The 24674-nt window shown below is 65.1% G+C and carries 25 protein-coding genes and 2 pseudogenes; 11 read left to right on the plus strand and 16 right to left on the minus strand.

Translation table 11 applies throughout. The annotated features are described in order from the left end of the window. Positions 1-140: 140 nt before the first annotated feature. Together LJ362_RS08710 and serB are read left to right on the plus strand one after the other, a co-directional pair. Complete coding sequence (locus tag LJ362_RS08710; RefSeq protein ID WP_264798674.1) at positions 141-662, plus strand: hypothetical protein; 522 nt, start codon at positions 141-143, stop codon at positions 660-662. Beyond that, on the plus strand, positions 659-1336 hold the full coding sequence (gene serB / locus LJ362_RS08715; protein WP_264798675.1) for a phosphoserine phosphatase SerB: 678 nt from the start codon (positions 659-661) through the stop codon (positions 1334-1336). Before LJ362_RS08710 ends, serB begins: the two co-directional genes overlap by 4 nt. 116 nt (positions 1337-1452) lie before the next feature. Here the strand turns inward: serB and LJ362_RS08720 are convergent, their stop codons facing one another. The 3 genes from LJ362_RS08720 to LJ362_RS08730 all read right to left on the minus strand — a co-directional run bounded on the left by LJ362_RS08720 (position 1453) and on the right by LJ362_RS08730 (position 3584). Beyond that, on the minus strand, positions 1453-1959 hold the full coding sequence (locus LJ362_RS08720; RefSeq protein WP_264798676.1) for a SixA phosphatase family protein: 507 nt from the start codon (positions 1957-1959) through the stop codon (positions 1453-1455). Positions 1960-1967: 8 nt separating this feature from the next. Further along, positions 1968-2726: an enoyl-ACP reductase FabI gene (gene fabI / locus LJ362_RS08725; protein ID WP_101544266.1), complete on the minus strand. Its 759-nt coding sequence runs from the start codon at positions 2724-2726 to the stop codon at positions 1968-1970. 147 nt (positions 2727-2873) lie between these two features. Next, positions 2874-3584 carry a beta-ketoacyl-ACP reductase gene (locus LJ362_RS08730; RefSeq protein ID WP_264798677.1) on the minus strand — a complete coding sequence of 237 codons (711 nt, stop codon included), beginning with the start codon at positions 3582-3584 and terminating at the stop codon, positions 2874-2876. Between the two features lie 184 nt (positions 3585-3768). Between LJ362_RS08730 and LJ362_RS08735 the strand changes: the two genes are divergently transcribed. Beyond that, positions 3769-4317 carry a DUF3099 domain-containing protein gene (locus LJ362_RS08735; RefSeq protein WP_264801807.1) on the plus strand — a complete coding sequence of 183 codons (549 nt, stop codon included), beginning with the start codon at positions 3769-3771 and terminating at the stop codon, positions 4315-4317. 90 nt (positions 4318-4407) lie between these two features. Then, positions 4408-5310, plus strand: a complete 903-nt coding sequence (locus LJ362_RS08740; RefSeq protein WP_264798678.1) for an SURF1 family protein — start codon at positions 4408-4410, stop codon at positions 5308-5310. Between the two features lie 51 nt (positions 5311-5361). On the opposite strand, the gene LJ362_RS08745 is transcribed toward LJ362_RS08740, so the two are convergent. The 10 genes from LJ362_RS08745 to LJ362_RS08790 form a co-directional block, all read right to left on the minus strand. After that, on the minus strand, positions 5362-6960 hold the full coding sequence (locus LJ362_RS08745) for an ABC-F family ATP-binding cassette domain-containing protein (RefSeq protein WP_092013696.1): 1599 nt from the start codon (positions 6958-6960) through the stop codon (positions 5362-5364). A gap of 145 nt (positions 6961-7105) precedes the next feature. After that, on the minus strand, positions 7106-7657 hold the full coding sequence (locus tag LJ362_RS08750) for a ribonuclease H family protein (RefSeq protein ID WP_413774202.1): 552 nt from the start codon (positions 7655-7657) through the stop codon (positions 7106-7108). A 215-nt stretch (positions 7658-7872) separates the two neighbouring features. Beyond that, positions 7873-8208: a metal-sulfur cluster assembly factor gene (locus LJ362_RS08755; RefSeq protein WP_025778421.1), complete on the minus strand. Its 336-nt coding sequence runs from the start codon at positions 8206-8208 to the stop codon at positions 7873-7875. Then, positions 8201-8680: a Fe-S cluster assembly sulfur transfer protein SufU gene (sufU, locus tag LJ362_RS08760; RefSeq protein ID WP_264798679.1), complete on the minus strand. Its 480-nt coding sequence runs from the start codon at positions 8678-8680 to the stop codon at positions 8201-8203. The genes LJ362_RS08755 and sufU overlap by 8 nt, the downstream gene beginning before the upstream one ends. A gap of 16 nt (positions 8681-8696) precedes the next feature. Further along, positions 8697-9947 (minus strand): SufS family cysteine desulfurase, encoded by a 1251-nt coding sequence (locus tag LJ362_RS08765; RefSeq protein ID WP_264798681.1) that lies wholly within the window; start codon positions 9945-9947, stop codon positions 8697-8699. Further along, the gene (gene sufC / locus LJ362_RS08770; RefSeq protein ID WP_264798682.1) at positions 9947-10705 is read right to left on the minus strand and encodes a Fe-S cluster assembly ATPase SufC; all 759 of its coding nucleotides are present in this window, start codon (positions 10703-10705) and stop codon (positions 9947-9949) included. Before sufC ends, LJ362_RS08765 begins: the two co-directional genes overlap by 1 nt. 27 nt (positions 10706-10732) lie before the next feature. Continuing rightward, on the minus strand, positions 10733-11056 hold the full coding sequence (locus tag LJ362_RS08775; RefSeq protein ID WP_101553526.1) for a non-heme iron oxygenase ferredoxin subunit: 324 nt from the start codon (positions 11054-11056) through the stop codon (positions 10733-10735). After that, a complete protein-coding gene (gene sufD / locus LJ362_RS08780) occupies positions 11053-12228 on the minus strand; it encodes a Fe-S cluster assembly protein SufD (protein ID WP_264798683.1) in 1176 nt (391 codons plus the stop codon). Before sufD ends, LJ362_RS08775 begins: the two co-directional genes overlap by 4 nt. A gap of 40 nt (positions 12229-12268) precedes the next feature. Further along, positions 12269-13699, minus strand: a complete 1431-nt coding sequence (gene sufB / locus LJ362_RS08785) for a Fe-S cluster assembly protein SufB (RefSeq protein WP_039207512.1) — start codon at positions 13697-13699, stop codon at positions 12269-12271. Beyond that, positions 13696-14415: a helix-turn-helix transcriptional regulator gene (locus LJ362_RS08790; RefSeq protein ID WP_139467280.1), complete on the minus strand. Its 720-nt coding sequence runs from the start codon at positions 14413-14415 to the stop codon at positions 13696-13698. The genes sufB and LJ362_RS08790 overlap by 4 nt, the downstream gene beginning before the upstream one ends. Before the next feature lie 137 nt (positions 14416-14552). Between LJ362_RS08790 and LJ362_RS08795 the strand changes: the two genes are divergently transcribed. Genes LJ362_RS08795 through LJ362_RS08810 form a run of 4 tightly spaced genes read left to right on the plus strand, consistent with a single transcriptional unit; the run spans position 14553 to position 17536 of the window. Further along, a complete protein-coding gene (locus LJ362_RS08795) occupies positions 14553-15470 on the plus strand; it encodes an ABC transporter ATP-binding protein (protein WP_264798684.1) in 918 nt (305 codons plus the stop codon). After that, positions 15467-16198 carry an ABC transporter permease gene (locus tag LJ362_RS08800; RefSeq protein ID WP_264798685.1) on the plus strand — a complete coding sequence of 244 codons (732 nt, stop codon included), beginning with the start codon at positions 15467-15469 and terminating at the stop codon, positions 16196-16198. The genes LJ362_RS08795 and LJ362_RS08800 overlap by 4 nt, the downstream gene beginning before the upstream one ends. An 8-nt stretch (positions 16199-16206) precedes the next feature. Then, positions 16207-17109, plus strand: a complete 903-nt coding sequence (locus tag LJ362_RS08805; RefSeq protein WP_264798686.1) for a COX15/CtaA family protein — start codon at positions 16207-16209, stop codon at positions 17107-17109. 16 nt (positions 17110-17125) lie between these two features. Further along, positions 17126-17536, plus strand: coding sequence for a VOC family protein (locus LJ362_RS08810; protein WP_264798687.1), 411 nt, complete (start codon positions 17126-17128; stop codon positions 17534-17536). A 130-nt stretch (positions 17537-17666) separates the two neighbouring features. Here the strand turns inward: LJ362_RS08810 and LJ362_RS08815 are convergent, their stop codons facing one another. Together LJ362_RS08815 and LJ362_RS08820 are read right to left on the minus strand one after the other, a co-directional pair. Continuing rightward, positions 17667-18653 (minus strand): heme o synthase, encoded by a 987-nt coding sequence (locus tag LJ362_RS08815; RefSeq protein ID WP_101544292.1) that lies wholly within the window; start codon positions 18651-18653, stop codon positions 17667-17669. A 10-nt stretch (positions 18654-18663) separates the two neighbouring features. Next, positions 18664-19221, minus strand: coding sequence for a hypothetical protein (locus LJ362_RS08820; RefSeq protein WP_264798688.1), 558 nt, complete (start codon positions 19219-19221; stop codon positions 18664-18666). A 226-nt stretch (positions 19222-19447) separates the two neighbouring features. Between LJ362_RS08820 and tkt the strand changes: the two are divergent. From tkt to LJ362_RS08835, 3 genes and pseudogenes are all read left to right on the plus strand, one after another. Further along, positions 19448-21528: pseudogene (tkt, locus tag LJ362_RS08825) on the plus strand (transketolase). Next, entirely contained in the window at positions 21525-22628 is a 1104-nt protein-coding gene (gene tal, locus LJ362_RS08830) for a transaldolase (protein ID WP_101544296.1), read from the plus strand. Before tkt ends, tal begins: the two are co-directional and overlap by 4 nt. A gap of 242 nt (positions 22629-22870) precedes the next feature. Next, a pseudogene (locus LJ362_RS08835) lies at positions 22871-23398 on the plus strand (glucose-6-phosphate isomerase); the annotation flags it as partial. Positions 23399-24400: 1002 nt separating this feature from the next. Here LJ362_RS08835 and secG read toward each other — a convergent pair. Next, positions 24401-24646 (minus strand): preprotein translocase subunit SecG, encoded by a 246-nt coding sequence (secG, locus tag LJ362_RS08840; protein WP_101544300.1) that lies wholly within the window; start codon positions 24644-24646, stop codon positions 24401-24403. Positions 24647-24674: the final 28 nt, after the last annotated feature.

The following is a 24674-nucleotide window of genomic DNA, read 5'->3' on the forward strand; positions in this document are numbered from 1 at the left end:
GACGAGGTGACCTCTGCGTTCCTCGACGATGATCGTGATGTTCCTCTCATCGTTTCCGATGAGGTCTTCGACTCGGTCGTTCCCACCGGTCTGCTGCTCTTCATCGCTGAGGCGGCCGCTCGGGAATCACCCATGCGCGCTTGGCGCTGCACCACCCGTCTCTGCCGCATACGACTCCCCCGGTCGATCGCACCGCCCGGACGAAGGTCGGACGCCACACCGCCCCCGTCGTCCTCCATCGCGGCGATGAGCAGGCGGCGATCGCCCTCATCGGCGCCGAGGCGAACGTCGAGATCATCGCCTGTGCGCCCACCGTCTTCCGCCCCGTCACGGTCGGGTCCGCCCCCGAGGCGCTGCGGCGTCTGCGCCTGCTGGTGATGGAGGGCTTACGCCTCGTCGAGACCATCGACGTTCCCGAGGACTGGCGGCAGGGGCCGTGGCGTGACTGGCAGGAGGAGCTGTCGACGATGCACCCGATCTCCCGGCTCATCCCCACTGAGGCGGATTCCCGAGCGATCTACGCCGCCCTCGACATCCACCACCGGATGCGCACCGTGCTCGCACCTGCGACCGTCGCCCCGCCAGAATTCGGTGCGCTGCTGTCTCAGCTGCACCCCGCCGCCGCGGACTACATCATGGCAGTGGCTACGATGAAGGGGTGAATGAGACGCCTCAGGCCACCGCCTCCCAGATCCCCGTCCAACTGCTCGTCATGGACGTCGACTCGACGTTCATCAACGAAGAGGTAATCGACCTCATCGCCGCCCATGCCGGGGTCGGAGACAAGGTCGCCGACATCACCGAACGCGCCATGGCCGGTGAGCTCGACTTCGCCCAATCCCTCGCCGAACGGGTCGCCCTGCTGAGCGGGCTGCCGGAGACCGTGCTCGATGAGGTGCGAGAGCAGATCACCCTCACCGAAGGAGCCGCCGACCTGGTCGCGGCAGTGCACTCATCGGGCGGCCAGGTGGCTCTGGTGTCGGGCGGCTTCACCGCCATCATCACTCCCGTCGCCGCACAGCTGGGCATCACCGACGTCTTCGCCAACGGACTCGACATCCATGACGGGCTGCTGACCGGGCGGACGAACGGCCGTGTCATCGACCCGAGCGCCAAGGCCGAGATCTTCGAGGATCTGCTCGCTGCCGGCGGATACGATCGTGCCGCCTCGGTGGCGATCGGTGACGGCGCCAATGACATCGGCATGGTCGAAGCCGCCGGTCTCGGAATCGCCTTCTGTGCGAAACCGGCCCTCGTCGCCGCAGCGGACGCGTCCGTGGAGACACGCGACCTGCGAGCCGTCATCGACCTGGTCGCTGCGCGTGCAGACGTGTGAGCGATCCCTCCCAGGGTGTGGCACCGGCGCCATTGACTGACCGAAGACGCCTGTGGCGCTGACGAATGTTTCGTCAGCGCCACAGGCGTCTTAGATCGCGTCGTCAGACGGTGCGTTCAGACTCCGTGGAAGACCCGGATCTGCGGGGCCGGGTAGTGTCCCGGCTCCACGTCCCAGCTCTCGAGGTCGAAGACCGCGATCGACGAGGGACGGAAGGTATCGGGAACCCCGCCTTCCGGATTGAGGTGGCCGACCACCTCGGCGACGGTCGGCTGATGGCCCACGATATACGCGCACTGCGCATCCGGGGGGATCGAGTTGATCGCATCCAGCCAGTCGTCGACGGACCCGGAATACAGCGAGGGATCCTCGCGCAGGGTCAGGTCGCCCGGTTCGTCGAGAGTTCCTCCCTGAGCGCGGTTGACGGCTTCGACGACAGCCTGTCCGGTCTGCACGGTGCGCCTGGCCGCCGAGGCGATGGCCACATCGGGTGACCAGCGCTCGGCGATCTCGGCTCCGGCCTCGACCGCTTGAGCCAGACCCTTCGCATCCAGGGACCGTTCGAAGTCGGTCGGACCGTGCGCTTCCGCCTTGGCGTGGCGGGCGAGGATGAGCACAGGCATGAGCGGTCTCAGGCGCCGGTGGAGTGGAATCCGCCGTCGACGTGGATCATCTCGCCGGTAGTGGCGGGGAACCAGTCGGAGAGCAGGGCGACGATGGCCTTGCCGGCAGGAGTGGTGTCCTTCTGGTCCCAGCCCAGGGGTGCGCGGTCGCCCCACATGTCTTCGAGCGTTCCGAAGCCGGGGATCGAGGTTGCGGCGGTGGTCTTCAGCGGTCCGGCCGAGACGAGGTTGACGCGCACGCCGTCTTCACCGACGTACTTGGCGAGGTAGCGGGCGGTCGATTCGAAGGCGGCCTTGGCCACACCCATCCAGTCGTAGACCGGCCAGGAGATGGTCGCGTCGAAGGTCAGTCCGACGATTCCGGCGCCCTTGTTGAGCACGGGCTTCGCGGCCACGGCGATGGCCTTGAGCGAGTAGGCCGAGACGTGGATGGCCGCGGACACGGAGTCCCACGGGGTGTCGAGGAAGACTCCGCCGAGGGCGTCCTTCGGAGCGAAGGCGATGGCGTGGACGATTCCGTCGATGTTGCCGCCGAGGCGCTCGGGCAGGGCCGCGAGATCCTCTTCGTTCGTGGCATCGAGTTCGATGACCTGCGGGGTCTCGGGCAGGCGTTCGGCGATCACCTGAGTGATCTTCATTTGGCGGCCGAAGCTCGAGAGGATGACCTCGGCTCCCTGCTCCTGTGCGATGCGGGCAGCGGCGAAGGCGATCGACGCCTCGGTGAGCACGCCGGTGACGAGAATGCGCTTTCCGTCAAGAATTCCCATGGTGGTCCTTTCGAAAGGAAGGTGGTTGCGTGTGCATGACGCCGCTTCGGGCGGTGTCTCTGTATCGAAGTCTACGGGCTGCGGCCCGGCGGGGCCGCATCGTCTGCGGCCGAGGATCCGGTTGTGACCGGCCCAGCGCCGTCTGAGTCAGTGGCCCATGCCCAGTCCGCCGTCGACGGGGATGACGGCACCGGAGATGTAGGCGGCATCATCGGAGGCCATCCAACGGACGACCTTGGCGACCTCACCAGGTTCGGCGAATCGCTTGGCCGGGATGGTGGCGAGGTACTCTGATCGCTGCTTCTCGCTGAGCTCATCCGTCATATCCGTGCGGATGAAGCCCGGGGCGACGACATTGGCGGTGATTCCGCGGGAGCCGACCTCACGGGTGATGGAGCGGGCGAAGCCGACGAGACCGGCCTTCGAAGCCGAGTAGTTCGCCTGACCGGGCACGCCGTAGAGACCCGACACCGAGGAGATGAGGACGATGCGGCCCTTCTTCGCGCGGATCATCCCGGTGATTCCGCGCTTGACGGTGCGGAAGGCACCGGTGAGGTTCGTGTTGATCACGGACTCGAATTCGTCATCGTTCATCCGCATGAGCAGATTGTCGGCGGTGATTCCGGCATTGGCCACGACGACCTCGACGGGACCGAGCTTCTCCTCGATCTCGGTGAACGCCCGATCGATCGATTCGCTGTCGGTGACATCGGCGGCCACGGCCAGCGCTCCCTCCGGGGCCTGACCGTTGCGGGAGGTGACTGCCACCTTGTCCCCCTGGGCGAGGAATTCCTCGGCGATGGTGCGACCGATTCCGCGGTTGCCGCCGGTGACGAGGACTGTGCGTGGTTCTGACACGTTGGTCTCCTGTTGATCGACTGTGTTCTTCAAATCTATCGTGGACAAACCTATCCTGTCCTTTGGCCGATGGATACGACTCTCACAAAGGACGAGTATCATGTTTGGCAGTCATCGATCGAAGAAGGATATGGTCAGGCACGCTCAGCAGATCACAACGGCAGACACCGCCCTTGATGACGATATGCGGTCTCGGATCATCAAGTATTCGATCACCATGGGCATCAGGACGGTCTGTTTCGTGGCCGCCTATTTCGCTTTCGTCGCAGATATGCACATCCTCATGTGGATCTGCGTGGCAGGGGCGGTCGTCCTCCCCTACCCTGCGGTGATCTTCGCCAATGCGGGCCGCGAACGCACCCGAGATGATCGTTCCGCCCTGCTCGAACAGGCCCCGCTGGCAGAGCTGCCGCCGGCGCGCGGTGAGACGATCTCCGGCGACACCCTCGGAGGGGAGACGGTCGACGACGCACATCCCCGAGGCGGCGCCTCTGACGCGACCGATCCAGGCGCGGATCACCGGCACGAAACGATCCGGGGCGAGACGACCATCCCGGGCGAAACCGTCCAAGGTGAGACGTCGACCACAATGACGAGGACAGGAGGGACCAGGTTTGAGCGAGCAGCTGCAGTGTTCCGCGAAGGAATGCCGGGCGTTCGCGACCCGCGCCCTGCTGTGGAACAATCCCCGCGTCCACACTCCCGAACGGAAGAAGACATGGTTGGCCTGTGATGAGCACCTCGACTATCTGCGTGACTTCCTGACCCTGCGCGACTTCTTCATCAGCGACGTCTCCGTCGACGAGATTCCGGAGGACGCAGGTTGAGCCGCTATTCCTTCCTCTTCTCCGCACGCTGGCTCAAATACATCGCCATGGCGATCATCGTCATCATCGCCTGCGTGTTCCTCGCCCTATGGCAGAAGGACCGCCGCGATCAGCGGGAGCAGGAGATCGCGACGATCACCGCGAACTACTCCGCCGACCCCGTCGACATCACCTCGGTGCTCTCGACCCCGAATTCGACGCTGGAGACCACCGATGAGTGGACCCAGGTGGAGCTGACCGGAGAGTACTCCGACGAGGACACCGTCCTCGCACGCAATCGCACGGTCGAAGACAAACCCGGCTTCTATGTGGTGACTCCGTTCGAGATCACCGGCGGTTCGACGATCGCCGTCGTCCGCGGCTTCACCGCCGAACAGGATTCTGTGCCGCCCGCTCCACGGGGTGAGCAGACCGTGATCGCTCATCTGCGTCCCGCTCAGGACGGATCCGAGGATGAGAACCCGAAGGGCCTCATCAAAGCCATCGATCCCGCGCGCATTCCGGGAATGGACGATGCCTATGCGCATGTCTACGTCGAGGCCTCACCGGCGGAGACAGGCGGTGCCCCGGAAGAGGGGCTGACCCCGCTGCCGATGCCCGAGCTCGATCCGGGCAACCACCTGTCCTATATGCTCCAGTGGTTCGCCTTCGGAATCATGATCATCATCGCCGTGGTCATCTCGGCCCGACGTGAGCGCAAGGCAGCCGCCGAGGCGGTCGAGCACGGCGCTGTCGAGAACGAAATGGTCGTCATCGACAAGGCCGCCCTCGACGCGGGCGCGAAGATCAGCCAGCCCGGCAGCCGCTATGGCCGCAACCGCTGGGCCTCGCCCACCGTGCGCGGGCAGGCCGAAGCCGAGGAGGATGCCCTGTTCGAGGAGCGCTTCCGCTCAAAGTGAGCCGATCAGCCGAGTGAGGCCGACCGGCTCAACCGAGTGTGATGTGCCCGCTCAGGCGAGCGTGACGAGATCGAGGTACGTGTCGTTCCACAGGTCCTCGTCGCCGTCGGGCAGCAGCAGCACGCGGTCGGGGTCGAGCGCGGACACCGCACCCTCATCGTGGGTGACGAGCACGATCGCACCTTCGTAGCGGCGGATCGCCGAGAGGATCTCTTCGCGGGACGCCGGATCGAGGTTGTTCGTCGGCTCGTCGAGCAGCAGCACGTTCGCGCTCGAGACCACAAGGGTGGCCAGCGCCAGACGTGTCTTCTCGCCACCGGAGAGCACCCCGGCGGGTTTGTGCACATCATCACCGCTGAAGAGGAACGAACCGAGCACATTGCGCACCGCGGTGTCGTCGAGGTGCGGGGAGTTCCGCGACATGTTCTCCAGCACTGTGCGCTCGAGGTCGAGAGTCTCATGCTCCTGCGCATAGTAACCGAGCTTGAGGCCGTGTCCGGGCACGACTTCTCCGGAGTCGGGTTCGTCGAGTCCGGCGAGCAGACGCAGCAGCGTCGTCTTGCCGGCACCGTTGTAGCCGAGCACGACGACTCGTGTGCCCTTGTCGATGGCGAGATCGACACCGGTGAACACCTCGGTCGACCCGAAGCTGCGAGAGAGTCCTTCAGCCGTCAGCGGCACACGTCCGCAGTCGGCCGGGGCCGGGAAGCGCAGATTGGCGACCTTCTCCGTGGCGCGTTCGTCCTCGAGCCCGGCGAGCAGTCGGTCGGCACGCTTGGCCATCTGCTGGGCGGCGACGGTCTTCGTCGCCTTCGCCATCATCTTGTTCGCCTGAGCGTTGAGCGCCGCGGCCTTCTTCTCGGCATTGGCACGTTCGCGGCGGCGACGCCGCTCATCGTCCTCACGCTGTTTGAGGTAGAGCCGGTAGCCCATCGAATAGATGTCGATGGTCTGACGGGTGGCGTCGAGGAAGAAGACCTTGTTGACCACCTCATCGATGAGATCGAGGTCGTGGCTGATGATGATCAGACCACCGGAGTAGGCCTTGAGGTGGTCGCGCAGCCACAGCACGGATTCGGCGTCGAGGTGGTTCGTCGGCTCGTCGAGGATCATCGTATCCGGAGCCGAGAACAGGATCCGGGCGAGTTCCACACGGCGACGCTGACCGCCGGAGAGCGTCCCGATCTCCTGGCTGATCAGGGCCTCGTCGAGGCCGAGGTTCGCGGCGATCGCGAAGGCTTCGGATTCGGCGGCATAACCGCCGGCGGCGATGAACTCCGCTTCGATGCGCGGGTAGCGGTCGATGGCCTTCGTTGCCACCTTCTCGTCCGGTGAGGCCATCTGCCGTTCGGCCTTGCGCAGACGCTTGACGAGGACATCGAGGTCGCGCACCGAGAGGATGCGTTCCATTCCGGTGGCGGTGAGGTCACCGCTGCGCGGATCCTGCGGCAGATAGCCGACGGTGCCGGAGATCGACACGGAACCGGATTGGGCCGGGTGTCCGCCCATGATCACCTTGGTCAGGGTCGTCTTGCCGGCGCCGTTGCGGCCGACGAGACCGACTCGGTCGCCCTTGTCGACGCGGAAGGACACCTCGGACATGAGGGTGCGGGCACCGACGGCGACTTCGAGGCCGGAGGCCTGAATCATTCTGTCTCCAAACTGCGGCCGATGAGTTCGGCCAGAAATTCTTGGGGGTGGATGCCGCGGGCCTGGGCCCGGGCGACGAGTTCATCTGCGACTGAGGACGGCACAACGCAGGACACGACAGTGGTGTCCGGCCCGGCCGCTGCGGTCACGGGCTCGACGGAAACATCGTCCTGAGCAACAGGTTCCGTCGGGTCGTCTGCCGGATCATCGTCGGCCGTCGCGGTCGACGTCCCCGCGGGACGTATCCTGGGCCTTCCGGCACGGGCGTGCCCTTCTGAAAGGCGGTGGCTGCCGCGCGGGCGCGAACGTCGGCAGCCTCATTGAGTTCGTGGTGGTTGTGTCCTTTGACCCATTCGAACTCGACCGTCCGCCCGCTCAGTGCCTCATCGAGAGACGCTAAGAGGTCCTTGTTGAGGACTTCTTTTCCATCGGCTTTCTTCCACCCTTTGCGTTTCCACCCCGGCATCCATTTGGTCAGGGCGTTGATGACGTACTGCGAATCACAGTATATCTTCAGTTCGTCGTCGCTGTCCGCGGTCGACCGGAGCAGGTCGAGCACGGCCATGAGCTCACCGCGGTTGTTCGTCGCGTTCTTCCACCCGCCGGCGTGCCAGGAGGTGTCGTCGATGTACCAGGCCCACCCGGCGGGTCCGGGGTTGCCGAGCGCGGATCCGTCGGCGGCAGCGATGATCGTCAATGGTTCTCCTTGGAAAGTCGGATTCTATTCTTTCACGCCGCTCTCGGGTTCTCGGTCCGCGGGGCGGTGATCTCCGCGACCCTGCCCGGACACGAGTGCCGGATCGGACGACAATCGCCGAGGCGGGGCTGACCTTCTCAGGTCGCCCCACCTCGGCGATGGTGTTCGTCTGCGTTCCCGAGGGACGCGGACAACCGAACGTCGTCGGTGTCGGATCAGATGTTGAATCCGAGGGCGCGCATCTGTTCGCGGCCGTCCTCGGTGATCTTCTCCGGACCCCACGGCGGCATCCATACCCAGTTGATCCGGTAGGCCGGCACGATTCCCTCGAGCGACTGTGCGGTCTGGTCCTCGATGACGTCGGTCAGCGGGCAGGCCGCCGAGGTCAGGGTCATCTCGATCACGGCGGTGCCGTCGTCTTCGACCGAGAGTCCGTACACGAGGCCGAGATCGACGATGTTGACACCGAGCTCGGGATCGACGACGTCCATCATCGCCTCGCGCACTTCGTCGACGCTGGCATTCTGCGGTGCGTCAATGACTTCAGGCATTGTGTTTCTCCTCACGAGCTGCTTGTGCTTGGTTGAGTGCGTCCTTGAACGCCATCCATGCCAGGAGAGCGCATTTGATCCTGGCCGGGAATTTCGACACTCCGGTGAACGCCGCGGCGTCCCCGAGAATCGACTCATCCGCCTCCATTGTCCCACGTGAATGCATGAGTTCGTGGAACGCGCCTTCGATCTCGAGCATCTGCGCGACGGAGGATTCGGCGGCCAGCTCCGACAGCACCGAGGCCGAGGCCATCGAGATCGAACAGCCGTCGCCGGTCCACCTCACCGCGATCGTGCCGTCCTCACGCAGTTCGGTCTCGAGCTCGATCTCATCGCCGCACGTCGGGTTCACCTGATGCGAATATCCGTGCGGTGACGATGCGGCATCACGGAGCAGTTCGGTGTTGCCGATGCGTGCCCGCGACTGGTCGAGGATCACCTGTTGGTAGAGCTGCTGCATCTGTGTGCTCATCGGTTCGCTCCCCGCCTCAGCCGACTCCGAAGAAGGGCCGCACTTCCGCCAGAGCAGAAAGGAAGCGGGTGCAGTCTTCGACGTTGTTGTACAGGTACGTGCTCGCCCGGGTCGAGGCGGTGACCCCGAAGCGGCGGTGCAGCGGCTGAGCGCAGTGGTGGCCCACCCGCACGGCGATGCCCTGCGAGTCGAGATACTGTCCGACATCGTGGGCGTGCACGCCGTCGACGTCGAAGGCCACGGTCCCGATCCGGTCTTCGGACTCGCCGAGGATGCGGATTCCGGGGATCTGGCCGATCCCGTCGAGGAGGACTCGGGCGAGTTCCTTCTCATGCTCGAGAACATTGTCCAGCCCCACCTCGGTGAGGTATCCGATCGCTGTCGCGAAAGCCGCCACCTCGGCGACCGGCTGAGTGCCGGCCTCGAACCGCTGCGGAGCGGGCATGAACTCGGTCTCCTCCATGGTCACCGTGGTGATCATGGATCCGCCGGTGAGCACCGGCGGCAGAGCGTCGAGCAGTTCGGACTTGCCCCACAGCGCGCCCAGCCCGGTGGGGCCGAGTGCCTTATGAGCGGAGAAAGCGGCGAAGTCGACGTCGAGGTCGACGAAGTCCACAGGCATATGCGGAACGGACTGGCAGGCGTCGAGCACGACGTAGGCTCCGACGGCGCGGGCCCGGTCCACGAAGCGGTCGACCGGGTTGATCGTGCCGAGGACGTTGGAGACGTGCGTGAACGCGAGCACCTTCGTCGATTCGTCGACGATCGTGTCGAGATCGGTCAGATCGAGTTCACCGGAGTCAGTGACCGGCAGCCAGCGCAGCTGTGCTCCCGTGGAGGCAGCCAGCTGCTGCCACGGCACGAGATTCGCATGGTGCTCCATCTCGGTGACGACGATCGAGTCACCGGGGGCGAGGGCGAAACGCTCTGCGTCGTCTCCCCCGAAGCCATGGCTGGCCCGATCCATGCCGAGGGCCACGATGTTGAGCGCCTCGGTCGCGTTCTTCGTCCAGCACACCTGTTCCGGTATCCCGCCGACGAGTCCGGCAGCGGCGATCCGACCGTTCTCGAAGGCGTCCGTGGCCTCGACGGCCAAGGAGTGCGCGCCTCGGTGGACGGCGGCGTTGCGCTGCTGGAAGTACTCGACGAAGGTGTCGATGACGCACTGCGGCTTCTGCGATGTCGCTCCCGAATCGAGATACGACAGCGGCGACTCCCCGACCCTCACATCGAGGATCGGGAAGTCGCCCCTCAGACGTGAGAACATCAGACGCCGGCGGTGAAGAAGCGGTCGTAGCCTTCGTTCTCGAGGCGTTCGGCCAGTTCCGGTCCGCCTTCCTCGGCCACCTTGCCCTTGATGATCACGTGGACGTGATCGGGCTTGATGTAGTTGAGGATGCGCGTGTAGTGGGTGATGAGCATGATGCCGACGTCGGTGGCGTCCTTGACGCGGTTGACGCCTTCGGACACGATACGCAGCGCGTCGACGTCGAGGCCGGAGTCGGTCTCGTCGAGGACGGCGAACTTCGGCTTGAGCATCTCGAGCTGCAGGATCTCGTGACGCTTCTTCTCGCCGCCGGAGAAGCCTTCGTTGACGTTGCGCGAGGCGAAGGCGGGATCCACACGGAGGTTCTCCATGGCCTGCTTGAGGTCCTTGGTCCAGTTGCGCAGCTTCGGAGCTTCACCGTCGATGGCGGTCTTGGCCGAACGGAGGAAGTTCGTCACGGTCACGCCGGGGACCTCGACGGGGTACTGCATGGCCAGGAACAGTCCGGCCTTGGCACGCTGGTCGACGGACATCTCGAGGACGTCCTCACCGTCGAGGGTGACCGAACCGGAGGTCACTTCGTACTTGGGGTGCCCGGCCAGGGCGTAGGCCAGGGTCGACTTGCCGGAGCCGTTGGGGCCCATGATGGCGTGGGTCTCGTTCGTGTTGATGACGAGGTCGATGCCGTTGAGGATGGGCTTGAGACCGGTATCGGTGTTGACACCGACGTGCAGGTCTTCGATCTTGAGAGTGGACATAGTGATCCTTCTTCTTCGGTCTTGAGGTCAGTTCAGGGTGGTGTTCGGGTCGACGAGGATGCGGCCGGCGATCTCTTTGCAGTCATAGACCGCGACGGGTTCGAACGCCGGGGGGTTCACCGGTTTGCCCGTCGTGAGGTCGAACTGCGAGCCGTGCAGCCAGCATTCGATGGTGCAGTCCTCGACGTCTCCTTCGGCCAGCGACACCTCACCATGGGTGCACAGGTCGTCGATGGCGTGGATCGTGCCGTCGGAGTCGCGAGCGATGCAGATCTCGTACTCGCCGACCTCGATGCGCATGGTGCCGCCGGGAGCCACCTCGTCGGTGGCCGCCACGTCGATCATGGTCACAGAACACTCCGGGACAATTCGTCTTCGATGCGTTCGTTGAGCACGTCTTCGATCTCGGGCACCTGGATCTTCTGGATCACTTCGTTGAAGAATCCGCGGACCACGAGCTGACGAGCGACATCCTCGGGGATGCCGCGGCTCATGAGGTAGAACAGGTGCTCCTCATCGAAGCGACCCACCGAGGAGGCGTGGCCGGCACCGGCGATGTCACCGGTTTCGATCTCGAGGTTCGGCACCGAGTCGGCGCGGGCGCCATCGGTGAGGATGAGGTTCCGGTTGAGCTCGTAGGTGTCGATGTCGAGGGCTTCGGGACGGATGAGCACATCGCCGATCCACACGCTGCGCGCGTCCTTGCCCTGCAGAGCGCCCTTGTAATGGACGTTCGACTGGGCCTTCGGCGTGTTGTGGTCGATGTAGGTGCGGTGCTCGAGGTGCTGACCGGCATCGGCGAAATAGAGTCCGAGCAGTTCGGCCTCTCCCCCGGCTGCCGAGTAGCGCACGTTCGTGTTCAGGCGCACGACGTCACCGCCGAGGGTGATGTGGATGTGTTTGAACTTCGCGTCCTTGCCCACGATCGCATCGTGCTGGCCGAGGTGCTGGGAACCGTCGTCCCACAGCTGCAGCGATACGAAGGTCACGTCCGCACCATCGCCGATGACGAGGGAGACGAGCTCGGAGTACCGGGCCAGTCCCTCGTGTTCGACGACGATGGTCGCCTTCGAATTCGCGCCGACGGTGACGACGACATGGCCGTGGCCGAGCGCCTCACCGGTGCCGTCGGCGTGGATGATCGCGGCCCGCTCGAGTTCGGTGTCCGCGGGGACCGAGTAGTGCGTCACCGCAGAGGCGCGGTTGGCGGCAACGGCCGCGGCACGGTCCTCGGGCTCGAGGATGCCCAGTTCCTGAGCTGACTCGAGCGAGATCTCCTCGACGGACAGGCCCTCGGGCAGATCCGACTCGAACTTCAGCTTCGCCTCGGTAGCGGTGTCCTCGAAGAACTCGCTGAACTTGCGGACGGGAGAGAAGCGCCATTCCTCCTCCCGGCCGGTGGGCACGGGGAAGTCGGCGACATCGAAGCTGCGCGTGCGCGCATCGCGCTTCGAATCGGGCACCTGGACCTCGGAACCGTGCGAATGCTCCGAGAGGCCAAGCGGGTTGGTGGTATCAGTCACAGATTTACTCCTTTGAGTGCAGTGGGCGCTGGGTCGGGTCTCAGCCGACCGCGCCTTCCATCTGCAGTTCGATGAGGCGGTTGAGTTCGAGGGCGTACTCCATCGGGAGCTCACGCGCGATCGGCTCGACGAAGCCGCGCACGATCATCGCCATCGCCTCGGTCTCCTCCATGCCGCGGGACATGAGGTAGAAGAGCTGATCCTCACTGACCTTCGACACGGTGGCCTCATGGCCGAGTGTGACGTCGTCTTCGCGGATGTCGATGTAGGGGTACGTGTCCGAACGGGAGACGTTGTCGACGAGCAGGGCGTCGCAGAGGACGTTGTTCGACGAGCCTTCGGCGCCCGGGTGGACGTGGACGAGTCCGCGGTAGCCGGCACGACCGCCGCCGCGGGCCACGGACTTCGACACGATCGACGAATGGGTGTGCGGTGCGGCGTGGACCATCTTCGCACCGGTGTCCTGGTGCTGCCCCTCGCCGGCGAAGGCCACGGACAGCGTCTCGCCGCGGGCATGCTCACCGGTGAGCCAGATAGCCGGGTACTTCATGGTCACCTTCGAGCCGATGTTGCCGTCGACCCATTCCATGGAGGCGCCCTCTTCGGCGATAGCGCGCTTGGTGACGAGGTTGTACACGTTGTTCGACCAGTTCTGGATCGTCGTGTAGCGGACCTTCGCATCCTTCTTCGCGATGATCTCGACGACGGCCGAGTGCAGGGAGTCGGTCTTGTAGATCGGAGCGGTGCAGCCCTCGACGTAGTGGACCGAGGAACCCTCGTCGGCGATGATGAGCGTGCGCTCGAACTGGCCCATGTTCTCCGTGTTGATGCGGAAGTAGGCCTGCAGCGGGATCTCGACGTGGACGCCCTTGGGGACGTAGACGAAGGAGCCGCCGGACCAGACAGCGGTGTTCAGAGCGGCGAACTTGTTGTCACCGGACGGAATGATCGACCCGAAGTACTCTTCGAAGATCTCCGGGTGCTCGCGCAGGCCGGTGTCGGTATCCATGAAGATGACACCCTGAGCCTCGAGCTCCTCGTTGATCTGGTGGTAGACGACCTCGGACTCGTACTGAGCGGCGACACCGGCGACGAGGCGCTGCTTCTCGGCCTCGGGGATGCCGAGCTTGTCATAGGTGTTGCGGATGTCCTCGGGCAGGTCCTCCCAGGACGTCGCCTGTCCCTCGGTGGAGCGAACGAAGTACTTGATGTCCGCGAAGTCGATTCCGGTGAGGTCGGCGCCCCAGTTCGGCATCGGCTTCTTGTCGAACAGACGCAGAGCCTTGAGTCGACGCTTGAGCATCCACTCCGGTTCGTCCTTGAGCTTCGAGATGTTGCGGACGACTTCCTCGCTGAGGCCGCGGGTCGCGGTCGCGCCGGCATCGTTCTCGTCGTGCCAACCGTATGCGTACTGCCCGAGGTCTTTGAGCTCGGGATTCGCATCGATGATCCGATTTCCTGTGTCAGTCATCGTGAACCTCCTTGAGGTCGATCATTGCTGTGGATGAGTGGTCTGGTCAGTTCCGAAGTCGGAATGTGGGTGGTGCACACATGGTCGCCCTGGGCCAGCGACGACAGCCGCCGCACGTCGACACCGAGGTAGTCGGAGAACATCGCGAGCTCTGCTTCGCAGATCTCCGGGTACTCCGCCGCCACGGCCTGGATCGGGCAGTGTCCCTGGCACAGCTGCATCGCCTCCAACGGGGTTCCGGCCGCGACCGGGGTCGCCGAGGCGGCGTACCCTTCCCTTGTGAGTGCGGCGGCAAGTGCACGTGAGCGAGACGCCACTGTGGTGCCGCCGCGCTTTTCGAGTTCCGGTCCGAGTCGCTCCCGCAGTCGGCTCACGAGGTCTTCCGTGAAGCCCTCCACTGCCGATCTGCCGTGCTTGTCCTCCATGAAGCGCAGGATGTTCACGGCCAACTCGTCGTAGGAATGACTGACCGAATCGTGTCCGGCCGTCGTGACCACATAGTGCCGGGCCGGTCGGCCCCTGCCCGCCTGTTTGCCGGCGAGTTCACGGACCTCGAGAAGGCCCTCACTCTCCAGCGCGTCCAGGTGACGACGGATCGCCGCGGGAGTCAGCTCGAGGGCTTTGGCCAAAGACGAGGCAGTGATCGGACCTTCGTCGAGCACCGACTGGAAGACCTTCTGCCGGGTTCGGCGATCTTCCGTGTCGTTTGCAGCCATAATCCACCTCCTTGACTAACACAACAATATTGTTGCGTAATTTGTTTCGTAAAACTAGGTGAGCCTAACCACCGCCCGAGCCGCGAGCGGACACCTGCGGTTTCGACACCCGTTTCGACGCGTCGTAGAATAGCCTGGTGTCATCTCCGGCCCTGACCATTCGCGGTCTCCAGTACTCCTACGGCACCCACCGTGTCGTCGACGGAATCGACCTCACGGCCGAGTCCGGATCCGTCCTCGGCGTGCTCGGACCCAACGGCGCAGGAAAATCCACGACCATCTCCCTGGCCGTGGGCACCCGCCGACCCGAATCGGGCACGGTGGAGATCTTCGGGCACGACCCCGTCACCGAACACGCGACGACGTCGCAGCTGGCCGGGGTCATGCTCCAAGACGGCGGACTGCCGATGAGCTCGAAGCCCCTGCAGGTGCTGCGGCACCTCTCCACCCTCTATGAGAATCCCGTACCGGTCGACGAACTCGCCGAACCCCTCGGCCTCCACGACTTCGCCGGACGCACGATGCGCAGGCTCTCCGGAGGACAGAAGCAGCGAGTCGCGCTGGCAGCGGCCCTCATCGGACGGCCGCGTCTCGTCTTCCTCGACGAACCCTGCGCCGGTCTCGACCCGCAGGCTCGCGAGGTCGTGCACAGCTTCATCCGCGATCTCGCCGACCGCGGAGTCGCCGTCGTCCTCACCACCCACGACCTCGCCGAGGCCGAGGAGCTCTCCGACGAGGTCGTCGTCATCGATCGGGGACGGATCATCGCTCAGGGAGCACCAGAGGAGCTGCGCAGCGCCTCCGCCGGGTCACGGTCGCTGACGATACGCCTCGACTCCCCCGTCCCCGCCGCCCTCGTCGATCGACTCACCGAGCTCGGTCCCGCCTCGGCGCAGGGTTCGATGATCTCCCTCGACGGAGCGCCGACTGCGAGCCAGATCGCGGCTGCGTGCACCGCCGTCGCTGACGCGGGCCTGCAGATCACGGACATCGGCATGCAGACGCAGTCCCTGTCCGATGTCTTCTTCGAACTGACCGGGAGGCCGCTGCGATGACATCGACCCGCACCGTCTCGCAGGCGAAGTTCGAGACCCTGTCCGTTCTGCGCAACGGCGAACAGCTGCTGCTCTCGATCATCTTCCCGCTGGGACTAATCGTCTTCCTCACGAAGACTCCCCTGCTCACCGGGCTCGGGGTCATCGAGGCCGGTGCCGATCCGCTGTCGATCGCAGTCCCCGGGGCGCTGAGCCTGAGCCTGGCCTCCAGCGCCTTCACCGGGCAGGCGATCGCCACCGCCTTCGATCGCCGCTACGGAGTGCTGCGGCAGCTGGCGACGACTCCGCTGGGGACGAACGGACTCATCCTCGGCAAACTCGGCGCCGTCATCGTCGTCGTTCTCATCCAGTACGCACTCGTCTTCGCCGCGGCGGCGATTCTCGGCTTCCGGGGCCCCGTCGACGTCCTCGGACTCATCCTGGCCACACTGTTCGGCACCGCAGCGCTGCTCTCGCTCGGTCTGCTCATGGCCGGCACGGTCCGCGCCGAGGCGACTCTGGCGGCGACGAACCTCATCTGGGTGCTCATGGCAGGCGTCGGTGGCCTCGTCATCGCGCATCCGGGAGAATGGGGAACGGTTGTGGGCTACCTGCCCTCCGGTGCGCTCGGCGACGCCATGCGATCCGCCATCGGACACGGCGGCACCGACATCAAGGCAATCATCGTGCTCCTGATATGGGGGCTTGTGGGAACGCTTGCGGCACGCAGGTGGTTCCGTTTCGAATGAGGAGTGAAGTGGTCACGAAGAAGATCCGCATCGCCGCTTGGGCCATGCTCATCGCCCAGGCAGGGATCATCCTGACCGGCGGAATCGTCCGGCTCACCGGCTCGGGGCTCGGCTGTTCGGACTGGCCGAAGTGCACCCCGGATTCGCTCGTGGCCACCAGCGAGATGGGGATCCACGGTGCCATCGAGTTCGGCAACCGCCTGCTGGCTGTGGCGCTGGCGATCCTCGGCGTGTGCATTGCCCTTCTGCTGTGGAAGAGCCGGAAACAGCGACCGGATCTCTTCTGGCTCAACATCGGGCTGCTGGCCATCGTGCCCGTCCAGGCCGTCGTCGGCGGAATCACCGTGTGGACGAAGCTCAACCCCTGGGTCGTCGCCGGACACTTCGTGCCCTCGGCCGTCGCTGTCGGGGTCGCCGCCTACTTCGTCCGCCGCACCTATGACACGGGAGTGCGACTGAGGACCAAGGCCTCAACTCCGCTGCCGACTCTGGGCTGGATCATCCTCGGTCTCACCGCGATCATCGTCGTCTTCGGCGTGCTCACGACGGGGGCCGGGCCTCATTCGGGTTCGACGATCTCGACCCGCAACAACCTCGACAACATCTGGGTCACCCGGCTGCATGCCGCGCCCGTGTGGCTGCTCGTCATCTCCACGATCTCCGCGCTCGTCGTCGCCCGGAAGAAGGCGCAGACGGCGATGGTCGCCCCGCTGACCGTGCTTCTCGTCGTCGAGGTCGCACAGGGAATCATCGGCTACGTCCAGTACTTCCTCGGTGTTCCCGAACTGCTCGTGGCCTTACACATGGTCGGCCTGTCGGCTACGATTGCGGCAAGCGTTGCCGTCCTCGACAGCGCATATCCGAGGAGCACCGATGTCCATACCGATCGTTCCGTGTCTGTGGTTTCCTGACTGCGCCGAGGAGGCCATGGAGTTCTACTGCTCCGTCTTCCCCGATTCGCGCGTCCTGTCCATCGAACGCTATCCCGACGAATCCCTCGACGAACACTTCAAGGGGATGAGCGGGAAGGTCCTGACCGGCCGGTTCGTCCTCGACGGCACAGAGTTCATCTGCCTCGACGGCGGACCGGTGTTCACATTCAACGAGGCGATCTCGCTGACCGTCGAATGCGCGGACCAGGCCGAGATCGATCATTACTGGTCACACCTCTCGGCCTCCCCCGAGCACGAACAGTGCGGCTGGCTCAAAGACCGCTTCGGAGTCAGCTGGCAGATCGTTCCGGCGAACCTCGGCGAGCTGATGACCGGTCCGGCACAGACTCAGGCGCTCATGCAGATGAAGAAGATCGTCATCGACGACCTCGTCAACGCCGGCTGAGGATCTGAGTTCCGGCCCGAAGCGCAAGGCACAGACGCACAACGGCCCAGTTTGAGTTGGATAGCACTGTTTCAAACGTGTGCTATCCAGCTCAAACTGGGCCGAATGGATCAGCGGGTTCTTCGGCGAATCACCAGATACCGGGGATCAGGGTGGGCACGAACGGGTCGATGGCCACTGCCAGGAAGAGCAGTGACAGGTAGGTGATCGAACCGTGGAAGACCTTCATCGCCTTGAGCGAGGTGCCGTCCTTACCCTGCTTGGCACGGGAGACCAGCGAGTAGCACGACCACAGGAACCAGACTCCGGCGCCGACGGCCACGATCGTGTAGACAGGACCCATCGGAGCGACGGGAATGAGCGCGAGTGAGCAGGCGATCATCGCCCAGGTGTAGAGGATCATCTGACGGCCGACGGATGTCGGCGGCACCTTCGACGGCAGCATGGGCACGTCGGCGGCGTCGTAGTCGGCCTTGTACTTGATCGCCAGCGGCCAGTAGTGCGGCGGGGTCCAGAAGAAGACGACGAGGAAGAGCAGCACGGGCTCCCACGCGATTCCTCCGGTCACGGCCGACCAGCCGATGAGCACGGGCATGCAGCCTGCAGCGCCGCCCCAGACGATGTTCTGTGAGGTGCGGCGCTTGAGGACGAGGGTGTAGAAGACTGCGTAGAGCAGAATCGCCGAGGCGGTGAGTCCCGCCGTGACCCAGTTCGTGAATCCGCCGAGCCAGAAGATCGAACCGATGCCGAGCACGAAAGCGAAGATGAGTGCAGAACGGGGGCTGATCTCACCGGTGACGAGGGGACGGTCCTTCGTCCGTTCCATCTTCGCGTCGATGTCACGGTCGACGTAGCAGTTGAAGACCGAGGCCGAGGCCGCAGCGGCGGCTCCGCCGATGAGGGTGTTGATGACCAGCCAGATGTTCGGCAGTCCCTGAGCGGCCAGGAACATCACGGGCGCGGTCGTGACGAGGAGCAGCTCGATGACCCGCGGCTTGGTCAGCGCGATATAGGCGCTGATGATCGAACGCGGTCGGGTAGCGAGACTCTGCTCGTCGATGGCCCTCTGCAGAGGTCGTTCACTCTGCTCTTCCCGGTTCTGACGAAGTTTGCTCACGCCCTAGATTCTACCTGTTGTCGAAGTTTTTGCCAGTCGCGCGCAGGCGAGTCGAGTCACTGACGATGCGGACGAGGAACGCCACCGCCGCACACACCGGAGCAAGCACGACGACCTGCACGATGACCACTGAGATGAAGCTCAGCGAAGCCGACTGCGGATCGGTGCGGAGGAGATTCGCATCGACGCACAGTCCGATGATTCCGGCGATGACGGAATAGACGAGGGCAGTCGTCCACACCAGCCCGCCGCGCCGTGCATTGAGCATCACGGCCAGCGCTGCCGCGAAGGGGGTGAGCAGAAGGAGTGTGCCCAACGTCCACAGGCCGAGCTCCCCGATGTCGACGGTGCCGCGCAGCGGCTGGGCGATCGCCGACGACACGGCGACGGTCGCCACGGCGAAGAACACCGGGCCCGCCGTGCCGATCCGGGAGATCAGCCGACGGAGCCCCCTCGTCTGTTCGGCCACCTCGGCGAAGTCGGGGCGCCTGCCCGCCAGCCGATCGGATCGTTGGTCTCCGCTGTCTGCGACGGCGGCATCGATCACGGGATCAGCACCTTTGCTCACCCTGTCACCTCTCTCAGTCAGTACCGGTCGCCCTTCAGTCTCTTCGGCGCACCGCAGTTATTGAATGTCGAATCACAGCTGTGCGCGAGACCACACTTTACCCGTCGGTAGCCCAAATGTCTCGCTCCCCGTCGGCACGGCAGATGAACAGGGGCGGCGCTTCAGGCATCCGACGGGTAGAGTTTGAATGCACGCTCTTCAGACGAACGAAGGATCGCTCGACGACATGACAACTCTGTCCTGGACTGAACTCGACAATCGCGCAGTCGACACCGCCCGCCTCCTCGCCGCGGATGCGGTGCAGAAGACAGGGAACGGGCACCCGGGCACCGCAATGAGCCTGGCTCCCATCGCCCACTACCTGTATCAGCACGGACTCACTCACGACCCGGCCGACCCGACTTGGGCCGGCCGTGATCGTTTCGTCCTCTCCTGCGGTCACAGTTCGCTCACCCAGTACGTCCAGCTCTACCTGGCAGGGTTCGGGCTCGAGCTCGACGATCTCAAGGCGCTGCGCACATGGGGTTCGCTGACCCCGGGCCACCCGGAAGTCGGCCACACCGCCGGCGTCGAGATCACCACGGGTCCCCTGGGCTCCGGACTGGCCTCGGCCGTGGGCATGGCCATGGCCGCTCGCCGTGAACGCGGACTCTTCGACCCCGAGGCGGCTCCCGGCACCTCACCGTTCGACCACAACATCGTCGTGCTCGCCTCCGACGGCGACCTCGAAGAGGGAGTGTCCGGAGAGGCGTCATCGCTGGCCGGGACACAGGAGCTGTCGAACCTGCTGGTGATCTGGGACGACAACAAGATCTCCATCGAAGACGACACCGCGATCGCCTTCGGAGAGGACACGGCCGCCCGGTACGCCGCCTACGGCTGGCACGTCCAGCACGTCGACTTCACCGCCGGCGTGACTACCACGAGGACATCGAAGCCTTCCACGCCGCCGTCGAGGCCGCTCGCGCGGATTCCCGCCCCTCGTTCATCCGCCTGTCCACGATCATCGCCTGGCCCGCCCCGAACGCGCAGAACACCGGCGGATCCCACGGTGCGGCCCTCGGCGAGGACGAGATCCGTGCGACCAAGGAGGTCCTCGGCTTCGACCCGGAGTCGACCTTCGCCGTCGACGACGAGGTTCTCGCCCACACTCGTCAGGCCCTGGACCGCGGTCGTGCCGCCCACCTCGAATGGGACAAGTCCTTCGCCGACTGGCGCACCGCGAACCCGGACAACGCCGCTCTCTTCGACCGCCTGTCAAAGCGCGAGCTGCCAGCAGGCCTCGATGCAGCCTTCCCGGTCTTCGAAACCAGCGAGAAGGGCATCGCCACCCGTGCCGCCTCCGGTCAGGTACTCAATGCCATCGCTGAGACGATGCCGGAGCTGTGGGGCGGTTCCGCCGACCTTGCCGGTTCGAACAACACGCTGATCAAGGGTGAGCCGAGCTTCCTGCCCGCACACCGGTCGACCGATGCGTTCTCCGGAAACGAGTACGGCCGCAACATCCACTTCGGCGTCCGCGAGTTCTCCGCCGGTCTCATCGGCAACGGCATCGCCCTGCACGGCGGAACCCGTCCGTACAACGGCACATTCCTCGTCTTCAGCGACTACCAGCGTCCCGCCGTGCGCCTGGCCGCCCTCCAGCAGCTGCCGAACCTGTTCGTGTGGACGCACGACTCGATCGGCCTCGGCGAGGACGGACCGACGCACCAGCCGATCGAGCACCTCTCCGCGCTGCGGGCGATCCCCGGCCTCGACCTCGTCCGACCGGCCGATGCGAACGAGACCGCGGTCGCGTGGCGGAAGATCCTCGAACGCACCGACGGCCCCAGCGGACTCGTGCTCACCCGACAGGCCGTGCCGGTCCTCGACCGTGAGAAGTACGCGCCCGCCTCCGAGGCCGCACGCGGCGGCTATGTGCTCACCGACACCGGTGACCAGCCCGAGGTGGCCATCCTCGCCAGCGGTTCCGAGGTCGCCATCGCCCTCGAAGCAGCCGAGGCTCTGCAGTCATCGGGCACAGCCGCTCGCGTCGTCTCCATGCCGTGCCAGGAATGGTTCGACGCTCAGCCGGAGGACTACCGGGCCACCGTGCTGCCGCGTTCGCTCAAGGCACGGGTGAGCATCGAAGCCGCCTCGGCGATGAGCTGGCACAAGTACCTCGGCGATGCCGGTCGTGCCGTGTCCATCGAACACTTCGGTGCATCCGCGGACTACCAGACCCTGTACGAGAAGTTCGGCATCACGGCCTCGGCCGTCGTCCACGCAGCCAACGAATCCATCAACGCAGCAAAGGCGGAAGCATGAGTGAACGTCTCCAGCAGCTCAGCGCGGCCGGAGTCTCGATCTGGCTCGACGACCTCTCCCGCACCCGACTCGAATCCGGGGATCTCGCCCGCCTCATCGAGCAATCCTCCGTCACGGGTGTGACGACGAATCCGACGATCTTCGCGAACGCGATCTCGGCAGCCGACGACTACGACTCTGCGGTCGCCGAGCTCGGTGCCTCCGGTGCCGATGTGGATGAGGCCATCGAGGCGCTGACCACAGCGGATGTCGCCGAGGCGGCCCGCCTGTTCCGTCCGGTCTTTGAGTCCACGGACGGTGAGGACGGTCGCGTTTCGATCGAGGTCGCTCCCCCGCTGGCCCATGATGCCGGGGCGACCGTCGCCTCGGCGAAGGCCCTGTGGGAACGCGTCGGCGAGCCGAATGCGATGATCAAGATCCCCGCCACCGAGGAGGGACTCCGCGCGATCTCCGAAACGATCGCGGCCGGGATCAGCGTCAACGTCACGCTCGTGTTCTCCCTGACCCGCTACCGCCACGTCGTCGAAGCCTTCCTCCAGGGACTGGAGAAGGCCCGCGCCGCCGGTCATGACCTCTCGACGATCCGGTCGGTCGCCTCGGTGTTCGTCTCCCGGGTGGACTCCGAGATCGATTCCCGACTCGACTCTATCGACGACCCGAAGGCCGTGGAGCTCAAGGGCAAGGCGGGCATCGCGAACTGCGTGCTCGCCCATGAGATCCATTCGCAGCTGTTCACCTCCGAACGCTTCCGAGTCCTCGAACTCGCCGGGGCCCGTCCGCAGCGTCTGCTGTGGGCTTCGACCGGAGTGAAGAATCCCGACTACGCCGACACGATGTACGTGACCGGGCTCGTCGCACCGAACACCGTGAACACGATGCCCGAACCCACTCTGGAGGCGTTCGCCGACCACGGTGAGGTCACCGGCCAGATCACCTCCGAGCACTACCGTGCCGCCGACGAAGTCTTCGACGCTCTGGCACGACTGGGCATCGACTACGCTGAGGTCATGACTGTGCTCGAAGAGCAGGGGCTGGAGAAGTTCGACGTCAGTTGGACCGAACTCCAGGAAACGATCCGTACGGCTCTGGACCGCTCATGAAGCTCTCACTCTCTGTTCCCGTGGATGAGGAGTTCGAGGCAGAGGCCGCGCGTCTCATCGACGCCGGACTGGCTTCCCGGCTGAGCGCCAAGGATGCGGATCTGTTCGACGGGGCCGCCGATGCCGCGGACCGGATGGGCTGGGTGGATCTTCCGCAGAACGCCGCAGATCTGCTCGATGAGATCGAATCCCTGCGGGTGCGTCTGCAGGAGCAGGGTCTGCGCACGATCAGCTTAGCCGGAATGGGCGGATCATCGCTCGCTCCCGAGGTGATCGCTCAGACGGCCGGTGTCCGACTCGAGATCATCGACTCGACGGATCCCAATCAGGTCGCCGAGGCGATCGGCACCGATCTCGACCACACGGTCCTCATCATCGCGTCGAAGTCCGGAACCACGGTGGAGACGGATTCGATCCGCCGCAGCTTCGCCGCGGCCTTCGAGTCGATCGGCGTCGATCCGGCGTCCAGGATGATCGCGATCACCGATCCGGGAACCGAACTCGAGGCGCTGGCCGCCGATCAGGGCTTCCTCGCGACCTTCCTGGTCGACCCCACGGTCGGCGGACGCTTCAGCGCTCTCTCGGCCTTCGGACTCGTCCCCGCGGGTCTGGCCGGTGCCGATGTGCGCGGAATCGTCGCAGAGGCCGCCGCTGCCGACGCCGACCTGTCTGCCGACGCTCCGGACAATCCTGCGCTGCGGTTCGGCGCTTGGCTGAGCATCGCTCACGCCCGGACGACCGAGAAGCTCGTCCTCGCCGAAACCGCTGAGAAGCTCAGCGGACTCGGGGCCTGGGTCGAGCAGCTCATCGCCGAGTCCCTCGGCAAGGACGGTCAGGGCATCCTTCCCATCGTCGTCGACTCCCCCGCCGACATCGGGTTCTCCGATGCACGTGCAGACGCGCTCCTGTGCCTGCTCGGGCCGGCAGCCGATGACTCAGAGCTGGGTGCGCCGTCCGGATTCGAAGCGACGATCACGGGTGGGTTGGGCGAGCTGTTCCTGTTCTGGGAATATGCCACGGCGATTGCCGGATACAGCATCGGGGTCAATCCCTTCGACCAGCCTGATGTGGAGGCGGCGAAGGCACAGGCCAGGCATCTGCTCGACGGACCGGACTCCGGTTCGACGGAGCAGCCGCGGTTCCGTGAGGGTGACATCGACGTTCTCGAGGTCGTCGATGGGGCCACGGATCTCATCGGAGCCCTTGAGGAGCTGTTCTCGCAGGTCGACGAGTACGGTTATGTCGGCATCCAAGCCTACCTCGATCGGATCGCCGATGCCGAGGCTGAGGATCTGCGTCCGCTCGTGTCCACGCATGCCGGGGTGCAGTCGACCTTCGGCTTCGGCCCCCGCTACCTGCATTCGACCGGTCAGTACCACAAGGGCGGTCATCCCAACGGAGTGTTCCTCCAGATCACCGGTGAGGCTCGCACGGACCTGCTGGTGCCGGGACGCGACTTCGGCTTCGCTCAGCTGCAGCGCGCCCAGGCCGCCGGCGATGCGGCGGTGCTGAGTGAGAAGGCCGGCCCGTGGTGCGCCTGCACCTGCTTGATCGTGCTCGTGGGCTCGAACAGCTGCGGGAGGCGATCGCGTCGATCAGCCCGCGCCACCACTTCGGCCACGACTGATCTGCCGGAAACGGCACCGATCAGCCGGCACGACGGACAGAGCACGAACAGAGAAGGACCCCGACCGAATCGGTCGGGGTCCTTCTCATTCGTCCACCGGGGCGGACGGTGTCTCACGGTCTCGGCATCAGCGGGCCACGATGACTCAGGAATTGAACCGGGTGAGGACGCCCAGCAGGATGATGCAGGCCGCCCAGATGATCGCCATGAGCGTCGTGAACCGGTTGAGGTTGCGCTCGGCGACGCCCGAGGATCCCAGCGACGAGGACATTCCGCCGCCGAACATGTCGGACATGCCACCGCCCTTGCCCTTGTGCATGAGGATCAGCAGGGTGAGGAAGATGCTCGTGAGCACGAGCAGCGCGATGAGAATGATGTTGAGGATTTCCACGTCGGATTCAACCTATGTTTCGTCGAGT

The sequence above is a fragment of the Brevibacterium sp. JSBI002 genome, from assembly GCF_026013965.1.
GTDB lineage: Bacteria > Actinomycetota > Actinomycetes > Actinomycetales > Brevibacteriaceae > Brevibacterium.